Origin of the sequence: Zunongwangia sp. HRR-M8 (genome assembly GCF_027594405.1) — a bacterium.
GTDB lineage: Bacteria > Bacteroidota > Bacteroidia > Flavobacteriales > Flavobacteriaceae > Zunongwangia.
The window spans coordinates 571,747-591,383 of the sequence record NZ_CP115161.1 but is presented as its reverse complement, the minus strand read 5'-3'; the positions used below and the strand labels follow the sequence as shown (position 1 = coordinate 591,383).

Sequence of the window (19,637 nt, the reverse complement as noted above, 5' to 3'; positions counted from 1 at the left end):
TTATTATTCTACATCCCACCAAAGTCTAGTTCCTCCGGTATCAGGTCCATCTAATAATTCTACTGCTGCATCAACAGCTTCTCCGTTTGAAGATATCTCATTAGTCACATAGATCACACGTTTCATTAATTCTTTACCAACTCCTTCATCAGGATTATCTGTATTAAGCAGCGGATAAATAACTTGCTCATCTGTTCTTCTCAAGTCTGCCCAGGTTTCCCAGGATTCAGGGAATAAAGCCAGATACTTTTGAACTGCTATTTGATTACGTTGTTCAGCCTCACTTGATGCCCAACTCACAGGTACTGTTACCGGTGGAGTATACAACAAGTCTAGATCAGGATAAAGATCTGTTATAACAGGTACTACAGGAGTAGAAGTTCCTTCTATGTAATTAGATATGTCTTCAGCATCATCTACACCCCATTGATTCATAGAAAGCTCAATTCCTGTTTCATAAAAATCTTCAGCACTTCCATTCATATTCCAACCGTTTAAAGCACCTTCTGCTCTGTTTAAATAACATTCAGCAGCCATTAAAATTTCAATAGGTTTGGTTTCTCTGTAGTCGTTGCCTAAAACGTTATTATTAAACGCTGAGAATTCAGTAGTACCAAACTGGTCATTTAAACCTCCAGCAGGCTGACCTCTAAACTCTCCATCTTCAGTTTCTGAAAACCAAACTTCCATTCTAGGATCATTGTAACCTTTCAAAATACTTTCCATTGAGGCGGTCATAAAATAGCCCCAACTGTTAACAATCATATTTAAATTGTTAGGAGTAATATCACTTACTTCAAAAAATGCACTATCATCATTACTTTCCATAACGCCATTAGTAACAGCTAATTCTGCTTGCTCCTGTGCTTTTTGGGGTTGAACATCAGATATTCTAAGTGCTAAGCGCAAGCGTAAACTGTTTCCAAAAATCCTCCAGCTTTCTACGTCACCTGCGTAAATACGATCTGAAGTTTGAAACAATGCAGAAGTTGCTTCAGAAGATGTACTCAAAACAGTATTAGCCTCATCAAGAAGGACAAAGAAATCATCATATAATGATTCTTGTGAATCGTAAGCAATCTTTTCTGCCCCTGATCCTGCTTCTGTATAAGGAATAGGGCCGTAATGGTCTGTCATCTGGTTATACATAAAAACTTTCCAAACTTTTAATATGGCTAGGGCTTCTTCATCACCTTCTGCTGCCTTCATAGCATTTTGTAAAGCAGGCACTGCAACTGTATAAAAACGAGTCCATCCACGAGCCTCATATCCTCCAAAAGCATTTCTATCTGTGCTATAACCAGTATTCATATACTGAACGAAAGTTGAGGAAATGATTCCTGTAGCAATACCCCAAGTTCCCTGATCATCTACCCCTGGCGATGAGTAAGAACCATTATGGATACCTGCATATTGAGCAGAAGCAAAGGCTGGCCCGGCAAGAGTCGCATCGAGCTGGTCTTCGGTTAGCGCGTTATCATTAGTATTAATTTCTTCAAAATCATCTGTACACCCTACTGCCAAAGCGACTAATAGAGAAACAGCTGTTGCTTTTATGTTTAAAGTTTTATTCATAATAATTTCTTTTTTTTAAAACCCAAATTTTACACTCATCCCATAATTTCTAGTAGAAGGAATATTGAATGATTCTATACCTTGAAGATTTCCGGTACCTGCACCTTGCTCAGGATCAAAGTACTTTGCTTCATTAAGAATAAAGAATAAGTTTCTTCCAACCAAAGAAATATTTACACTTCTAAACGGAGAGTTTTTCAATAAGCTTTGCGGCATTGCATATCCTAAAACTAATTCTCTCAAACGAATGTTTGTGGCATCATAAATAAATGGTTCTGCAATAGGTGTTCTTTGCCCAATTGCGGTCCAGTATTGTTCTGCTGTAATATTTGTTGTATTAGGTGAAAATGTACCATCATCATTGGCTACAACACCGTCTACCACTAAACCATCTTCTCTACCCTCAAGAGTCATTTTATTAACCCCTAATCCTGCTTGTCTAGCCTGTGTATAAGAAATCACATCACCTCCAATTCTCATATCAATTAAGAAACTCAATGAAAAATCTTTATACCTAAAGTTATTTTTGAGGCCACCTGTCCAATCTGGATTAAAGTTCCCTCCATAAACATCAAAACTATTTGTTGCTAATGGTATACCGGCAGAATTAACTATAATCTCACCGTCATCATTTCTTTGAAAGCCTTGAATATATAAATCTCCGTATTGACCTCCTTTAACAACTTTACTTCTAACAAGTCTACCTTGACCTAATACAAGTTCGTCTCGTCCTTCAAATATAGATTTGATTTCAGAATCATAAGACGCATAATTTGCTAAAATGTCCCAGGAAAAGTTTTCTGTCTCTATTGGAGTTGCAGTAAGCGAAATTTCTATACCACTATTTTGAACCTCTCCCCCATTAACAATTGCATTCGAATATCCTGAAGACTCTGGAGTATTTATACTAAAAATTTGATTCTTAGTATTTGTTTTAAAATAAGTAAAATCAACACCCAGTCTATTTCCTAAAAATCTAAAATCAGCTCCAAATTCTACAGAGTTTGAAATTTCAGGTTTCAAATTAGGGTTCGCTGCTGTAGTTTGGGCATACAACATACCACCATTTCCTCCTATATAAGATAACTGAGGACTCAATTGATAAGGATCTGTATCATTACCTACCTCTGCATAAGAAGCTCTCAATTTAGCATAAGATATAAACTCTGGCAATTCAGTCATTTCTGAAATTAAACCAGAAATACCTATAGATGGATAGAAAAATGAGCGGTTTTCTTCCGGTAAAGTAGATGACCAATCATTTCTGGCTGTTACATCTAAAAATAACATACTTTTATAGCCAAGTTGAGCAAAACTATAAAGTGAATTTATTTGTTTCTCCCATTTAGATGAAGTCGAAGTTACTGTTTCAACATTTGCTAAAGCGAAAAAATTACGTTTGCTTAATGTGCCTCCTGAATTTAGAGAAGTATTGGTTTGTTTTAAGATGTTTGCTCCCAAATTCACATTCAAACTAAATTCACCAAACTTATTATCATATGATAAAAGTGCATCAGAATTTAACTCTCTTACAGTTTCATAATATTCACTATAACCTCCTAAATTATTATTAAAAGCATTAGTTGCATATCTATTTCTAAAAGTCTTGTTCGTCATATCGTCAATACCAGTACGCACTTGTAAACTCAATGCATCTGTAAATTGATATTTTAACGAAGCTAAACCTATAAAACGATTCCTTTTATCCGTTCTGTCATCATTACGCAATGCTGACCAATACGGGTTTCCACCTGGAGCTCCTACTTCATCTCTAAAATAGTTTGTTTGTAACTGCCCAGCAGCATCCACATATTCATAATCTTTGTAATCATCAAAGGCAATACTTCGAGGTAGTAAATAAGCTGATGTTCCTACAGACTCTTCACCTGTTCTCAATAAATTATCAATATCCTGAACTATATAGTTAGTCTTTACATCTAAAGATAACTTATCAGTAAGCTTGCTGTTCAAACGTAAGTTAGCGTTATGCCTGTTCAATTTATTTCCTGCAACAATTCCTTCTGCAGTAGTGTTCGTGTATGAGAAATAAGCTTGAGTCTTTTCTGTTCCTCCACTTACAGATAATGTATTGGCTAAATTATAACCTGTTTGAAAAAAATCTATAACATTATCTGGCTGCGGCGCGTATGCATATGTCTCAGGACCTTCATAATCAGGATTTCTTACCAGTTGCCAAGCTTCAACCTGACTACCATCTAATCGACCACCCCAACTTGAACTCGAATTCGACACATACTCACCGTTAGTACCCTGCCCATATTGATTTTGTAAATTCAAAAGGTTATAAGCTGAAGAAGCCATAAAGTTAGATGAAACAGTGATACGTATTCCTTGAGCACCATTACCCGATTTTGTAGTAATTACAATAACACCATTACTCGCTCGAGTACCATAAAGTGCTGCTGCTGAAGGTCCCTTTAAAACACTTATACTTGCAATATCATCTGGGTTTATATTTGCGATTCCGTCAGGTTGTGTTGTACCTCCTGTGTCTATATCAGAATTTCTACTCCCAGAACCATTACTAATTGGCACACCATCTACTACATATAAAGGTTGATTATTACCCGTTAATGATCTATTACCGCGCAAGGTGACTCTAGAAGCACTTCCTACCCCATTTGAAGTTGTAGAAAAATTAAGGCCGGCAACCTTTCCAGATAGCGAGTTAGCAACATTCAAAGAACGTGCTTCAGAAACTTCATCTACTTCGACATTTTGAGCAGAATAGGTGATAGCTTTCTTTTCTCGCTTTATACCTAAAGCCGTTACCACAACTTCTTGAAGCGATTCAGTATCCGTTCCCATTTCAACATTTATAAGACTGGAAGTCACAGGAATTTCCTGAGTAGCATACCCAATCATGGAAAAAACCAAAGTGGCACCACTATCTACCATAATGGAAAAATTACCATCAAAGTCTGTTGAAGTTCCGTTGGACGTACCTTTTTCTAAGACAGTTACTCCAGGCAAAGGCATACCTGTTTCAGCTTCTGTAATGGTTCCGCTTACCTCTTGCTGTTGGGCACTGGCAAGTTGTACGAACCCCATTACAAGCAAAAACGAAAAAATAATTTTTTTAATCATACTTGTAATTTAAATTTTAGTTAGTGCATGTTTAATTCAACCCTAAAGTTGCTAAATTTATCTTAAATGTTAGCATTTAGTTAAGCTTTTGGAAATAAAATCGACGGATGACACTGCTGAATAGCTAAACAACTTATATACAAAAATCGTTTTCGTTTAAATTTTCAGTTAAAAATTAAATCAATTAAAGACTATTTTTAATTTTTTTAGCCTTAATGCTGATTAAAGTCTAATTTTTTAGGGAAGTCTGATATTGGCATTTCGAATATTAGACCTTTTATGCTTTTTTGATCTATTATCAAATTTAAGGCTTCATTAGGATTCGTTTTATTCTCAATGATTAGTTTTTTATTTGGATATATATTCTCATCTAAGTGAAGCGTAATCTTGTCGAATGTCGGCGTTATAAAAGTGTAAACAGGTTCTGCTGGAGTTATTGGATAAATTCCCATCATCGAATAAATAATCCAAGCACTCATTGTTCCGGTATCATCGTTACCAGGAATACCATCTGGAGCATTTTTCCAATAGGTTTTAATTAGCGCATGTATTTTTTCTGAAGCCTTATATTCTTTCCCAGGAATAAAATTATAAAGATAGCCATAAGCGAAATCGGGTTCGTTAGCCATGTCAAATTGACCTTTCTTAAAAAGTTCATCTAAACGAGTCTCAAATTTGTTATTTCCACCCATTAATTTCTTAAGTCCGTTCACATCATGCGGCACCATAAATAAGTATTGCCATGCGTTACCTTCTATATAACCTGGATTTTTTGTAAAATTAGCTCCGGCTAAAGGATCGAAATCAGCAAACCAGCTACCATCACTATTTTTAGGTTGAAGAAATTTTGTTTCTGGATTATACAATTTCTTATACGACATCGAGCGTTTTAAAAACTTTTTATAATCTTTCTTTTTTCCTAGCTTTTTAGCTAATTGCGCGATGGCGTAGTCAGCAATATTATATTCTTGAGTAGTAGAAACCGGCCCTTCCACATCGCTATCTACTCCAATATATCCGTTTTCGATGTATTCCTTAAGGCCAGGACGAAGTGGGTTATTTGTTGTATCCAACGCACTTTTCAGCATCGCTTCGTAGGCTTTTTCAACATCAAAATCTGTTAAGCCTCGTAAGTACGTATCGGCTAAAACTACCGCTGCAGGATCACCTACCATGGTAAAGGTTTCGGTTGAATTTAATTCCCATTTTGGCAACCATCCATTTTCATCATACATTTCTAACATCGATCTCACCATATTCAGCTGCTCTTCCGGATACAACAAACTCATCAACTGATGATAATTACGATACGTATCCCATAGCGAAAAAGTGGTGTAACGAGTTCCGTTAGTCTTCCCAATTTTTCCGGTTGCAATTTCAGGATATTCGCCGTTGATATCATTTAAAATGTTCGGATGAATTTGAGTATGATACAAAGCGGTATAAAAAATCGTTTTCTCATCATTAGTTCCGCCTTCAACTTCAGCAACCTGCAATTTCTTTTTCCATGCATTTTTTGTTTCTGCTAAAACTTCTTCAAAAGTGGAATCTCCAACTTCCTTTGCTAAATTTTCACGAGCATTTTCAATACTTACGTAAGAAACGCCAATTTTTACTTCAACTTGTTCTGGTTGTTTAAAATCATAAGTCATATACGCGCCAATACTATCGCCTACCACTTCTCTTGTAAATCCTTTTTTGATTCGGGTTTTGCCGTTATAACCCATCCACTGCGATTCTAAACCTTCGTATTTATAAGGTGTTTTCCACACCCCAAAATCATCGGCTGGTTTAGAGAATTTCGCCACAAAATATACAGGATAAGCAGCTTCGGCACTGTTATAACAAAAACTTCCTACCATGCGCATTCCTTCGATTTCATCTGGCCCAACCACATGTACCATAGCGCCTTGTTCATTGGTTAATCCTAAACCTAAGTTCAACAAAATATTCGATTTTCCTGCCGGAAATGAATACCGACTAACTCCTGCTCTTGTGCTTGCCGTAGCTTCAGCTTTTACATTATATTTATCTAATTTTGCTGTGTAGTATCCAGCTTCGGCTTTTTCTTCAGAATATGTTGTTCCATAATCGATATGATTTGTTTTTAGCTCTCCGGTGGTAGGCATGGTAATTATCACACCAAGTTCTGGGCAACCAACTCCACTCATATTGACATGACTAAAACCGGTTAAAAACTGATTTTCATGCACGTATGGATTGGATAACCACTGGCTATCTTTTTCTAGCGGATTTAGATCTATTCTACCGGCCACGTTAAACGGCGACACACTTGCCATCCCTCTTGGCGCAATTGCCCCGGGGTTTGTAGCCCCATAATTTGAAGTTCCTATAAAAGGATTTACATACGGAAGTGGATCAAAACTACTTTGTGCCGAAGCCAACTGAACGCTAATACATACGACAACTACTACTGAAAGAATATTTCTTACTAAAAACATCGAATATTATTTTACCTGAATTTCATCTAAAAATAACCACGCACCGCCTCCATTCGGGGTTTTCGCTAATGGTTCTATACGTACTCTTACAAATTGAATATTTTCCTGAGTCTCAAATTTCAACTCAAAATTCTCGATTTTTGCACCGGGATTGGTTTGATATTCTCTTTTTAAGGAAGCTACTTCTTCAAAACTTTTTCCATCTTTAGAAACTTCCACTTTTAATTGCTGCGGAAAATAAATTCCGGTGCCCTGCTCTTCCAAACTTCCTACAACCACTTCACTTACGGTCGTAGCTTCTTCCAAATCGATGGTCGCAATTGCAGGATTTCCTATCCATCCCTGCCAACGACCGTCTTTAAAATACTTACTTCCTTTTAAAACATTTACAAGCGCAGTTTCACCTGAAGAGGCATAACTTTGATTATAAGGATATTTGTAAGTCACCGGTTTACCAACGGCTTTGTGGAATTCAAAAGTTTTATCCATTACCGGCCCCATAACTTTAGCATTACTAAAAACAGCAGCTTTAATTTTAGTATCGGTATCTACTTTTATTTCATTTTTATAAATACTGGATTCGGCAGTAAGTTCTTCTCCGTTTAAAGCATACCTAATTTCAGTATTTGGAAACTCAGATTTTAATTTGATCGTAATTTCTCCGGTTTCCAGATCAATATCAGATTTTGGCTGAATCGCATACGCACTTTTCGCATAATTAATTCCCATCACCTCAAAACGCTCCATCATTTTACGGATTCTTACCGAGAAATCTTCCCAGCTCAATTTCTCTTCAGGGCTCCAAACTACTTCAGCTAGCGCCGCTAATCTTGGAAACAACATATATTCTGAATGTTCTTCCGTAGGCACATATTCTGCCCAAAGATTAGCCTGCCCACCAAGCACATGCTTTTTCTGCTCCACACTCATTGAATCTAATACCGGACGAAATTCATAAACTCGCTCTAGCGGTGTAAATGCATTAAAAGCCACCGGCTCGTGATCTGGGCTGCCCTGGTAATAATCGAAATATAAATGACTGGTTGGCGTCATAATCACATCGTGTCCTTCTTTTGAAGCTTCCCATCCACCTTCAAAACCACGCCAACTCATCACCGTTGCTTCTTCTGGCAGACCTCCTTCTAAAATTTCGTCCCAACCAATTAGCGTTCTGTTATTTTCATTTAAAAACTTCTCGATACGCTTTATAAAATAACTTTGCAGCTCATCTTCATTGGCAAGACCTTCTTCTTTAATTCGGCGTTGGCAATCGGGACAACTTTCCCAGTTGGTTTTAGTCGCTTCATCACCACCAACATGAATATATTCTCCCGGAAATAATTGCATCACCTCATTCAGCACCTCTTCTAAAAATTCAAAAGTCGTTTCTTTCCCGGCACAATAAATACTGGTAATTGGCCAAATTCCACCTGAAGGAACCGCAATAGGTTCTCCCGTGCACGACAACCAAGGATAGGCTGCAATCGCGCTCATTACATGCGCTGGCATTTCGATCTCTGGGATTACGCGAATTCCTTTTTCTTGAGCATATCCTACAATTTCTTTAATATCTTCTTGAGTGTAAAATCCGCCAAAAGTCGCTTCAGCATTAGGATCATTTTTGGTTCTTGCATTCCAGTGGCTATCTTCCTGATCAACTCTAAATCCGCCAACTTCAGTTAATTTTGGATATTTTTTGATCTCAATTCTCCAACCCTGATCGTCCACTAAATGAAAGTGAAAGGTGTTCAGTTTTAAAAATGCAAGCCTGTCGATATGTTTTTTGATATATTCTTTTCCGAAGAAATGACGTGAAACATCCAACATATTCCCACGATACGAATATTGCGGTGCATCGCTAATTTCAACATTTGGGATATACCACCCAATATTCGATATTTTCGAGGCGCTTTCTATCTCTTTTGGTAGTAATTGTCGAATCGTTTCTAATCCATACACAAATCCCAGTTTCGAATTTGCTTCTAAAATCACATTTTCTGAAGTCACTTTAAGATCGTAAGCCTCTTTTGCGATTTCTGAATTTATTTTTAGCTGAATACTATTTTCTGAAACTGCTTCTGCTGAAGTTTCCAACTCAAATCCGGCAGCTTTTTTAAAAAGATCATTTAAAATTGACGAAACTGAAGCTAAACTATCCTGCGGAATGATAATTTTGGTGTTTTCATTGACTTCAAAACTTCCGTTATTGAGTTTTAAAGATTTTGGCTGCGGAATGAGCACTAAATCATCCTTTGTAAATGACGGATTTTCCTTTTCAGCACAACCAATTGTTGAAAGCGCTATAAAAAGAAGTAAAATTTTAAACAATTTCATGTAATCTTGATTTAGAAAATAAAATGATATCCAGATTTATCGAATATTAATAAATGGTATTCGGTTGCGGTGTTTCTAAAACTTTATCCGCCGGTTCACTGCTCATCTCGAATAATAACTCACCACCTTCAACAATTTCTTTATGAGTGATATAAGCGCGATCTAACTCTTTTCCGTTTAATTTCACCTTTGCTACAAACTGATTATCTTCAGCAAAATTCGATGTTTTAATACTGAATTTTTTACCGTCCGGCAGATTAATTTCAGCAGATTCAAATAACGGAGCACCCAACATATAAGTTCCCTGCGCCGCATTTACCGGATAAAATCCCATCGAACTAAAAATATACCAAGACGACATTTGTCCGCAGTCTTCATTTCCGCAGTGACCGTTTGGCTCATTTTTATATTGCTCGGTCATAATTTTGCGCACCAGTTTTTGCGTTTCTGAAGCTTTACCTACATAATCATACAAATAGGCCACATGATGACTCGGCTCATTTCCATGCGCATATTGCCCAATCATTCCTGTACTAAAAATTGGCAATTTATCATCTGCAGCAGGATTAAACGAAAACATCGAATCTAGCTTTTGCGTAAAACGCTCTTTCCCTCCGGTAGTTTTAATTAAGCCGGGAATATCCTGCGGCACAAACCAGTAATATTGCCACGCATTACTTTCACTAAAATAATTGGAATACTCTTTACTATTAAATCCTTCGATAAATTCACCATTTTCGTCTTTTGCTCTAAAAAAACTGGTTTTAGAATCATAGGTATTTTTCCAGTATCCAGATCGTTCCAAGAAGTATTGATAATCGTCTTCTTTGCCCAAATCTTTTGCAAACATGGCAATACACCAATCGTCGTAAGCATATTCCAACGTTTTAGAAACACTCCAATCGCCTTCTTTATCTTCTGCCGGCACATAACCTTTTTCAGCAAAAACATCTATTTTTCTTGTGCTAGTCATCGCACTGACTTTACAGGCTTCGTAAGCTAATTCCGCATCAAAATCAAAACCTTTAAAATAAGCATCTACGATCACGGGGACCGAGTGATACCCTAACATCATATTGGTTTCGTTTCCTTGCATCGACCAAACCGGAAGCAATCCCGTTTCCTTGTAATGCGCTAACATCGATTTTATAAAATCTGGCACTCTTTCTTGCTGAATGATCGTGTATAGCGGATGCGCTGCTCTAAATGTATCCCAAAGTGAAAAGGTATCGTAACGATTAAAACCATTTGCATTTTCGATGCTATCGTTTGCGCCTTTGTAATTCCCGTTGGGATCACTCAATAAAGTTGGCGCCAACATCGATTGATACATCATCGTATAAAACACCGATTTTTGATCTGTGTTCGAAGTTTTTATTTTTATTTTCTGAAGTTCACTTTCCCAAGTTTCATTCGCTTTTTTGCGATAATTATCAAAATTAAAGTCGGGTGTTTCAGTTTCTAAACTTGCATAAGCACCTTGAATATTTGCTGAAGAAACGCCGGTTTTCACTACAATTTGTTCTTCGGAAGTGGTTTTGTAATTCAGAATAATCTTCGTCTTTTTCGCAGTAATTTCTTTTGCTGAAATAACCTCATCATTCTTCAGAATTTCGAAATCCTGAAAAGCTTTAGAAAACTTCATTACAAAATATACTCGCTGATCTTTTGCCCATCCTGTGGATTTTCGATAACCTTCAACAACCGAATCGTTTACTACTTTAATATATGTATCTGTTGCCTTATCCCAGTTTAAAGCATATCCTAAATCCACATGAATTTGCGATAACGAATCTTTAGGAAAAGTAAACCGCTGAATCCCGGTTCTTGGCGTAGCAGTAAGTTCCGCTTTAATATCATAATCTAGAAGCTGCACCGAATAATAGCCCGGCGAAGCTTCTTCCTTCTCGTGACTAAACTTTGAAAAAGGTTTGTGATTATTATTTGCAATACGATCTGAAAACTTACTGTTAGTTGGCATCACCAAGATATCGTACAAATCGCCGGCACCCGTACCTGTTAAATGCATATGCGAAAAACCGCTAATAATCGAATCTTGGTAAAAATAACCTGCAATACGATCCCAACCGCCAATCCCGATATCGGGGCTTAATTGTACCATTCCGTATGGCGTGGTTGCACCGGGATACGTATTCCCCGGCCCATCGGTACCGATAAATGGATTTACAAACTGCGTAATTTTCTCATGAGATGTTCTACTGATTTCAGTTTCCTCTTTTTTACAGGAAAAAAAAGTTACTAAAACAGCGATTCCTAAGAATTTTAATTTCATGTTTTTAACGGTTAGCCTTCAATAATAATCTTTCAGCTTTTGTTTTAAGCATTTAGGAACTCGCTGCGCTCAAACAGCCTAAAATTTAAACGCTTCTGTCATTTCCAATTTTACGAGCAATTTTCGATAGGCCATTTTTATTTCATTCAAAATTCAGCATTCAAAACTTAAAATGATAAGTCCTAGTTCTTGCTTCTTATCTCTTCTCTCTGTTCTCTAGTCTACTTTCTATAATCTAAATTCTAACTTCTAACAGCGCAGCGATCTAAAATCTCTATACTATTTTCTAACTTCGTACTTCAAACTTAATTTTCACTTGCCTTCTTCACTGCTTCCAACTTCTCATCTGTAAAAGCACCTCCATCAAAGAAAGAAACACCTTTCGCACCGTTTTCTTTAGCCAACTGAATTGATTTTGTAATATCTTCCGGGGTCATTTCAGGAATGTAAATTCCGGTATGTAATTGTGTGTTTTGACCTTTTAGATCGTTTACTCCCTGCTTGGTTGCAAAACCAATCCAATCTAAATCTTCATTATAAAAATTGTTATAAATCATTGGCAAAACATAATCTATATTCCATTTATCCCAACGTTGGCGTACCATATGATCGGCCATTTCTGGATAAGGAAAAACAGCTGCACTTAATTCTTTTCCGTGCTCATGTGCAATTTCATAAGCGTGGTCTACCACATTTTTAACTTGGTTTAAACGGAACTGTTTCCATTCGATATCAATTGCCGGATTTTCCATTTCTCGGGGATCTCTACCAAATTTCTCTTTGAATGCATTTACGCTGGCATCAGAATAATCAAAATCGTAATCTGGCAGCTCAGTTTCCTGTTTTAAATCATATTTTGGCAACAACCCAACCGGAAGGAAGACATCTGGATATCTAATATAATCTAAATGAACTGTAGCTACACCTTCAACTTTTGCTAGACCTTCAATAAGATCATAAATATGTTGCACTGCTTCCGGATTACTTGGCGAAAGCCATTGGTAATAATCTACATACGGGCGATCGTCAAAAGCAGATTTTCCGCTGCGGCTCACCTGATACCAATCTGGATGTTGCAGCGCGACAGAATCTCCCGGGCGATTCATTGTCATTAACCAGGCATGCACTTCTAAACCTTCTTTTTTGGCAAGCGGCGTTAATCGAGAAAGCAAATCTGGATCGGTATTCGTATTAATCAACACGGCATCCAACCCGTTATCTTTGTATTTTTTGAATTCAGCAGTATATGAAGAATCTGTTCTCTTCGCATCGGCGGTAATCCATGTCCAGAATTTAAAATCTGAGGATTCGGCTGATTCATTTTTAGCTTCTTCGGAAGTATTTTTTTGTGCACTTTGCATATTATCCAAACATGAAATGCTCGAAAAAGCTACTAAAAAGGAAAGGAATAAAAACTTAATTTTCATTTGATTTATTTTTAAAGGCCTTAAACTTAAAGGTTATTTAATTCTTTAATTCTAAAAATTCTCCATCTTCTTTTATCAGGTATTTTATTGCTGAAAAAGGACTTTCAACAATCATATTGTAACCTGAAGCATGGACTTCGATTTTTGGCGTTATGGTTTTATGTAATACTGAAGTAGGTTGCTTTTGAAGTTGATCTATACTAGTGGCCCATTTTTGATGTTTTTCATAATATTTTTTTTGAGCACGGTACAATTCATACATTTCCCAACGAATATGTTCGTCTTTAGGGATCTCAAATTGGATACTTTTAGAAGGTTTTTTATCACTAAAAAACACATATCCCCAATGTTCCGGCTCGTGCATATTGATAACGCCTTGTGGCGACCAAACCCAATTATATTCCGGCAGATATTGGCCATTTTCACCTTTCTTTCTTGAATATCGACCATCATTTAGTTCGTGATCCCAGTTTACGCGCGAAAAGTTAACACGCCAAAAGTCATTCTGCGGAATTTCAGCTTTTTTTCCGGCTTCGGTTAAAGCATCCCAGGGCATAGCAATTTCCACTTCCCAATATTGGTCTTTATCTGAAGCATCGTTTAAAGTACCTTCGATATTCACGGCAGATTTAATTCCGTTAATATCCCAGTGATCGATCGCAGGACCGCCTTCGCGATAGGTTTCTAAAAGCATTAAATCCCAAACCGTATTTAATGCATTTACTTCAAACTCCATATATTTTTGAGTATCACCATCGGGATCTATAAAAACTTCAAAGTCGTTATTATAGAAAATTACCGTATCTCTTTGCTTTAAAGTTGCCCAGATATGCGGTTCTTCCATTTTGGCATACATATAAAAATACTGGTCGTCCCAAAGCATTTTTATATTGGTTTTATACTTTGGGACTTTTTCACCTTCAATATCTATAAAATCGGCAGTCCATTTTGCTTCTTTCCAGCTAGTTTCTTCAGGCTTACCATCAATAATAATTTCTTCGGAAGTTTTGTGCGCCACATAAGAGCGTGGCGTTTCCTGCGCAAAAGCATTCAAACAAAAAAAGAATCCAAAACTGACTATTATCGATTTCATCTTACAAACTATTATTTTTTACAAAATCTACAACTTCGCTTATCTTACCATAGGCAACACCTGTACAGGTATCTGCCGCTCCGTAATACAAAGCTAGCTTATCTTCTTCATGAGAATGCAAGGCTGCACAAGGAAAAACAACATTTGGTACATCCCCCGTCATTTCGTAAAGTTCTGCCGGAGCCAACAAATAAGGCTGCGAACGGTATTTTACTTTATCAGGTTCATTTTCATCTAAAATTGCAGCACCTACCGAATATCTAAATCCGTTACAGGTAGCAATAACACCGTGATAAAACAACAACCAACCTTCATCGGTTAAAATCGGCACGGGGCCAGCGCCGATTTTTGTGCATTGCCATGCACTTTTTTCAAACGGAGCAACTTTCATTACGCAACGGTGTTCACCCCAGTATTTCATATCTGGACTGTAGCTAATGTAAATATCCCCAAATGGCGTATGGCCATTATCACTAGGGCGACTTAACATCGCATATTTACCGTTGATTTTGTTAGGGAATAAAACTCCGTTTCTGTTGAAGGGCAAAAAAGCATTTTCACACTGAAAAAATTCTTTGAAATCGAAAGTATACGCGATACCAATGGTAGGGCCATGGTAACCGTTACACCAGGTAACCCAATATCGATCTTCAATAAAAGTAACACGAGGATCATATTTATAATCTGAATCAATCATTTGAGTATTGCCCGCCTGCATTTCTATAGGCTCATGATTAATATCCCAATTGATACCATCTTTACTAAAACCGGCAAAAATATTCATTTGTACGGCTTTGTTGTCACATCTAAATACGCCGGCAAAACCATCTTCGAAAGGCACTACCGCGCTATTAAAAATACTGTTTGAGGTAGGAATAGCATAACGATCGATTATAGGGTTTTCGTTATGTCTCCAAAGTACATCGTTACAATTCTCTGGCTTATCCTGCCAAGGTATATTCTTCATCATCTTCTTTATTTTACTCGAATTTCGAGATTTCTATTATTTTTTAACCTGAAATATCATCAGGCTATTGTTTAATTCTGTATTAATTAAATATCGTCTTCGCTGGTTTCAAGATTTTTCACTTTATCTAACCATGTAAATTTCAAAATTAAGCTTGTTGCGATAAACACGGCAAAAGACATCCAAGTTTTAGGATAATCTCTTACTACCAAAAAGATTGGTAATAAAATCATACTGGATTGCCATATAATTCCGATTAGACAATTAAACATATCCAACCAAAATTCGTTGTTTTTCTCTATTTTTTCTTCGGAATAATGATCTCTAACCGGCTTCCACCAACCCCAGGGATGCACATTGGTGTAAAAAGATTTCAGCGTTGCCATATCTGTTGGTTTTGTGAGGAATGTCCCTAACAAAGAACCAAGCAATGAGAATCCTAAAATGATCGGGAACAAATAGATTACCGGAATTTCTGAAAGATCATGCAGCAAGGTACCAGCTTCTAAATTCGCTTTATTTTGATCTAAGAAAAACTGAAGTGTGGCAATAACTAAACCTGCTAACATTCCCCAGAAATATCCCCAACCATTAAATCGCCACCAAACCCATTTTAAAAAGTTTGCTGCCACATAACCGCCATAAAGTGCGCTGGTAATCCAAAGTGTAATAGCGTTTATAGAATCTGCAAAAAAGCCCATGATCACTCCAAGAATAACCACACCGAAAGATGCAATATGACTCGCTTTTACATAGTGTTTATCTGAAGCTACTGGTTTAAAATACTTTTTATAAATATCGTTTACAATATAAGCCGGCCCTGCATTTACAAAAGCTGAAAATGTGGACATAAAAGCAGCTAATAATCCGGCTAACAACAATCCTTTAATTCCTACCGGAACATGATTATTGATTACTTTTGGTAAAATTACTTCCAGATCGTTACCGGTAACAACTCCTGCTTCTGCCATTTGTGGCGCAATAAAAACAAGCCCGATTAAAACAATTCCACCAATTAAAAGATACCGTGGTATAAATAAAACCAGATTGGTAAAACCACTCATATATGCTGCATCTTTCACGTTTCGAGTTGAAAGAATTCGCTGCATATCGTAACCTGGCGTTGGCCCTGCAACACTCGAAAAGAAACCTTTAAAAAGCGTCATCCCGATAAAAGCACCAAACATTTTATACCCTTGCGTATCGATAAGTCGGTTAAATTCTTGATAATCCCCCGACCAAAATCCGGTGAGCTCATTGCCGAAAAATACATTTTTCCATTCTTCAGGAATTAACCGATTTACCTCAACATCACTAAAAGCGTAAAAAGTGTATCCAGCTACTAAAATCCCAGCAATTACCATGATTAAGTATTGCAAAACTTCAGTAGTTACCACAGAGAACATTCCGCCTTTGATGGTATAAATTGTCGTAAAAAAGATGATCAGCAATGCATAAGACTGTTCTGAAGTTAGCAAGGTCGTTTCAGCAATAGAAAGACTCATATCCCAAGGAAGAATTACCGTCATAAATTTCCCGGCACCTTCAAAAAAATACGCGATAAAACCTATAGAGGCAACTACCGCAAAAATGGCTACAATTAAATGAGAAGCTCGTCCTGCTTTATCATCACCAAATCGAGTTAAAATCCATTCTGAACCCGTCATCACTTTAGATCGCCTAATCCAAACAGCCAGGAACATCATTACGAAAACCTGATTCCAGATTGGCCACATCCACATGAACATAAAACTTTTTACTCCGTATAAAAACAGGATTCCCACCATCCAGGCCGTCCCGGATACATCGAACATTCCAGAACCATTACTTAATCCCAGGTAATACCACTTTATGGTTTTACCCCCAAGAAAGTAAGAATCTAAACCTTTACTGGCTTTTTTGGATACCCAAACACCAACGCCTAGGGTTAATAAAATATAAAGGACAATTATGATTACATCTACTATATGCATTAATTCTGCTTATTTTTTGGCTACGCCCCAATTTTTATTCGGTTCGCTTCCCATTACAAATTCTAAAGTTCCACCTGATTCAATTTGCTCGTGAGAAATAGTTGTTTGATTAAATTCTTTTCCATTCAATTTAGCCGATTGGATATAGAAATTTTCAGGAGAAAGATTTTTTGCTGTGATTACAAATTGATTTCCGCCTTTAAGATTGATCGTCGATTTATCGAAAACCGGTGTACCAATCTCGTAAGTTGCACTTGCAGGATTAAACGGATATAATCCCATAGCACTAAAAACATACCAAGCAGACATTTGCCCAGCATCTTCGTTACCACTTAAACCATCTGGATTTGTAGAATATTGAGTTTCTAGAATTTTGTGTACGTATTGCTGAGTTTTCCACGGCTTTCCGGCTTTATTAAATAAATAAGCAATATGATGACTTGGCTCATTCCCATGTGCATATTGCCCAATTAAACCTGAAATATCGTTGGAAATATGCTCTCCGGTGATCTCTGAGCTTTCATTAAAAAGTTGTTCTAATTTTTCAGTAAACGGTTCGGCACCACCATGAAGTTGAATTAAACCTTCAGCATTATGCAAAACAAACCAACTGTGTTGCCACGCATTCCCTTCTGTATAATCGGTATTTACGCGATGTTGCGAATGCTTAGGATCAAAAGGGGTATGCCATTTTCCTTCAGAAGATTTCCCTCTCATAAATCCGGTTTCAGGATCAAAGAGCTTTTTATAAGATTCGGCTCTTTTCGAGAAATACTCATAATCTTCCTGCTTATTTAAAGCTTTTGCCATTTGCGCTACACACCAGTCGTTATAAGCATATTCTAAAGTTTTAGTAACCGATTCGTTGCCCAAATTGTAAGGAACATAACCATATTTTTTAAGCTCTTTTAAACTACGCTGATCTTGCATCATGGTTGTTTTTACGGCTTCGTAAGCTCTTTCAGCATCAAATCCTTTAATTCCCTTTGTAAAAGCTTCAACAATAACAGGAACCGAGTGATAGCCTGTCATGGTATTCGTTTCGTTCCCATAAAGCGTCCAGACCGGCAACGCGCCACTTTCGTCATAGTACGCCAGCATCGAATTAATAATGTCGGAAACTTTATCGGGGTTTGTAATTGTTAACAAAGGATTTTCAGCTCTAAAAGTATCCCAAAGTGAAAGCGTAGAATAAGTTGTTCCTTCAGCAGAAGAAATACTATCATTCTGTAAGCGATATTCTCCATTTTTATCACTAAAAGTTACAGGAGATAAACTTGAATGATATAAGGCGGTATAAAAAATTTCTTTTAAAGAATCGGTTTTCGATTCTACTACAATATCAGAAAGTGCCGCATTCCAAACTTTATCGGATTCAGTTTTAATACCTTCAAAATTGAAATTCGCATCGCTGTCTAAATTTTCTTTTGCATTTTCTATACTTACCGAAGATAAAGCTACAGCTACTTGAAGATTTTTGTCTTCTTTATCAAAATAGAGTTGTGCTGAAGTTTTCTCACCTTCAACTTGTGTAGCTTTAGAAGGTTTAGCTTCAGCATACAATTCAGAATCGATAATCGGCTTAGAGAATTTAGCTACAAAAAATACTTTTTGATTTTTTGCCCAACCGGTGCTGTGACGATATCCGGTGATGGTATTTTCGTTTTCTATTTTTATTGAAGTCTCCGTTGGCTTATCCCAGTTAATAGCAAAGCCTAAATCGATAATTACAGACTGTTTTTCTCCTTCTCCAAAAGTATATTTTTGATAGCCGGTTCTTAATGTGGAGGTAAGTTCTACATTGATATCGAAATCTTCTAAAAACAGCTGATAATAACCTGGTTTTGCAGTTTCGTTTTCGTGAGAATATTTAGAAAGATAAGGAATATCATTTTGTTCTTTTACCTCTTTAGTTAAATCGATTTGTTGATTTACAGGCATAAATAAAAGATCTGCTAAATCTCCAATTCCGGTTCCCGACAAATGCAAATGGCTAAATCCTGCTACCAGCGAACCTGAATAATGATAGCCAGAACACCAATCCCAACCACTTTTACCATTATCTGGACTAACCTGCACCATCCCAAAAGGCCGACTTGCCCCCGGAAATGTATGCCCGTGCCCACCTGTACCAATAAACGGATTTACGAAACTGGACAAATCATTATTTTTTGGCGCTTCTTTAAGATCTTTACTGCCTTCTTTTTTGCAGGAAATTAACAGCAAAAATGATATGGCTACTGCACTAAATCGGCTTCTCATACACAAAGAATTTTCGGATTATTAGCTGAGTTAACTCAACTTGTAAGCTAAATATTTATATATTCATCAACTATTAAAAAGATATTAGACCAATGACATTTCTGAAAAGACAAACAACTAAATAGTTAAGAAAAATTTAAATA

General features: G+C 36.9%; 10 protein-coding genes. All 10 read right to left on the bottom strand.

All coding sequences use genetic code 11. The annotated features are described in order from the left end of the window. Positions 1-3: 3 nt before the first annotated feature. Complete coding sequence (locus tag PBT89_RS02640; protein WP_270063277.1) at positions 4-1,575, bottom strand: SusD/RagB family nutrient-binding outer membrane lipoprotein; 1,572 nt, start codon at positions 1,573-1,575, stop codon at positions 4-6. A gap of 15 nt (positions 1,576-1,590) precedes the next feature. Further along, positions 1,591-4,683: a SusC/RagA family TonB-linked outer membrane protein gene (locus tag PBT89_RS02635; RefSeq protein WP_270063276.1), complete on the bottom strand. Its 3,093-nt coding sequence runs from the start codon at positions 4,681-4,683 to the stop codon at positions 1,591-1,593. Between the two features lie 212 nt (positions 4,684-4,895). Continuing rightward, entirely contained in the window at positions 4,896-7,145 is a 2,250-nt protein-coding gene (locus tag PBT89_RS02630) for a GH92 family glycosyl hydrolase (protein ID WP_270063275.1), read from the bottom strand. A gap of 6 nt (positions 7,146-7,151) precedes the next feature. Continuing rightward, complete coding sequence (locus tag PBT89_RS02625; RefSeq protein ID WP_270063274.1) at positions 7,152-9,479, bottom strand: glycoside hydrolase family 20 protein; 2,328 nt, start codon at positions 9,477-9,479, stop codon at positions 7,152-7,154. 46 nt (positions 9,480-9,525) lie between these two features. Continuing rightward, entirely contained in the window at positions 9,526-11,772 is a 2,247-nt protein-coding gene (locus tag PBT89_RS02620) for a GH92 family glycosyl hydrolase (RefSeq protein ID WP_270063273.1), read from the bottom strand. Between the two features lie 305 nt (positions 11,773-12,077). Continuing rightward, positions 12,078-13,199 carry a family 10 glycosylhydrolase gene (locus PBT89_RS02615; RefSeq protein WP_270063272.1) on the bottom strand — a complete coding sequence of 374 codons (1,122 nt, stop codon included), beginning with the start codon at positions 13,197-13,199 and terminating at the stop codon, positions 12,078-12,080. Between the two features lie 37 nt (positions 13,200-13,236). After that, on the bottom strand, positions 13,237-14,292 hold the full coding sequence (locus PBT89_RS02610; protein ID WP_270063271.1) for a carbohydrate-binding family 9-like protein: 1,056 nt from the start codon (positions 14,290-14,292) through the stop codon (positions 13,237-13,239). Between the two features lies 1 nt (position 14,293). Continuing rightward, positions 14,294-15,259 (bottom strand): glycoside hydrolase family 130 protein, encoded by a 966-nt coding sequence (locus PBT89_RS02605; protein ID WP_270064294.1) that lies wholly within the window; start codon positions 15,257-15,259, stop codon positions 14,294-14,296. Positions 15,260-15,345: 86 nt separating this feature from the next. Further along, positions 15,346-17,232, bottom strand: coding sequence for a sodium:solute symporter family protein (locus PBT89_RS02600; protein WP_270063270.1), 1,887 nt, complete (start codon positions 17,230-17,232; stop codon positions 15,346-15,348). Positions 17,233-17,241: 9 nt separating this feature from the next. Beyond that, positions 17,242-19,494 (bottom strand): GH92 family glycosyl hydrolase, encoded by a 2,253-nt coding sequence (locus tag PBT89_RS02595; protein WP_270063269.1) that lies wholly within the window; start codon positions 19,492-19,494, stop codon positions 17,242-17,244. Positions 19,495-19,637: the final 143 nt, after the last annotated feature.

Excerpts from the sequence above, each read along its gene's own strand:
- PBT89_RS02615 (WP_270063272.1), bottom strand. The coding sequence starts at position 13,199 with ATGAAAATTAAGTTTTTATTCCTTTCCTTTTTAGTAGCTTTTTCGAGC.
- PBT89_RS02630 (WP_270063275.1), bottom strand. The coding sequence starts at position 7,145 with ATGTTTTTAGTAAGAAATATTCTTTCAGTAGTAGTTGTCGTATGTATT.
- PBT89_RS02610 (WP_270063271.1), bottom strand. The coding sequence starts at position 14,292 with ATGAAATCGATAATAGTCAGTTTTGGATTCTTTTTTTGTTTGAATGCT.
- PBT89_RS02620 (WP_270063273.1), bottom strand. The coding sequence starts at position 11,772 with ATGAAATTAAAATTCTTAGGAATCGCTGTTTTAGTAACTTTTTTTTCC.
- PBT89_RS02625 (WP_270063274.1), bottom strand. The coding sequence starts at position 9,479 with ATGAAATTGTTTAAAATTTTACTTCTTTTTATAGCGCTTTCAACAATT.
- PBT89_RS02595 (WP_270063269.1), bottom strand. The coding sequence starts at position 19,494 with ATGAGAAGCCGATTTAGTGCAGTAGCCATATCATTTTTGCTGTTAATT.
- PBT89_RS02640 (WP_270063277.1), bottom strand. The coding sequence starts at position 1,575 with ATGAATAAAACTTTAAACATAAAAGCAACAGCTGTTTCTCTATTAGTC.
- PBT89_RS02605 (WP_270064294.1), bottom strand. The coding sequence starts at position 15,259 with ATGAAGAATATACCTTGGCAGGATAAGCCAGAGAATTGTAACGATGTA.
- PBT89_RS02600 (WP_270063270.1), bottom strand. The coding sequence starts at position 17,232 with ATGCATATAGTAGATGTAATCATAATTGTCCTTTATATTTTATTAACC.
- PBT89_RS02635 (WP_270063276.1), bottom strand. The coding sequence starts at position 4,683 with ATGATTAAAAAAATTATTTTTTCGTTTTTGCTTGTAATGGGGTTCGTA.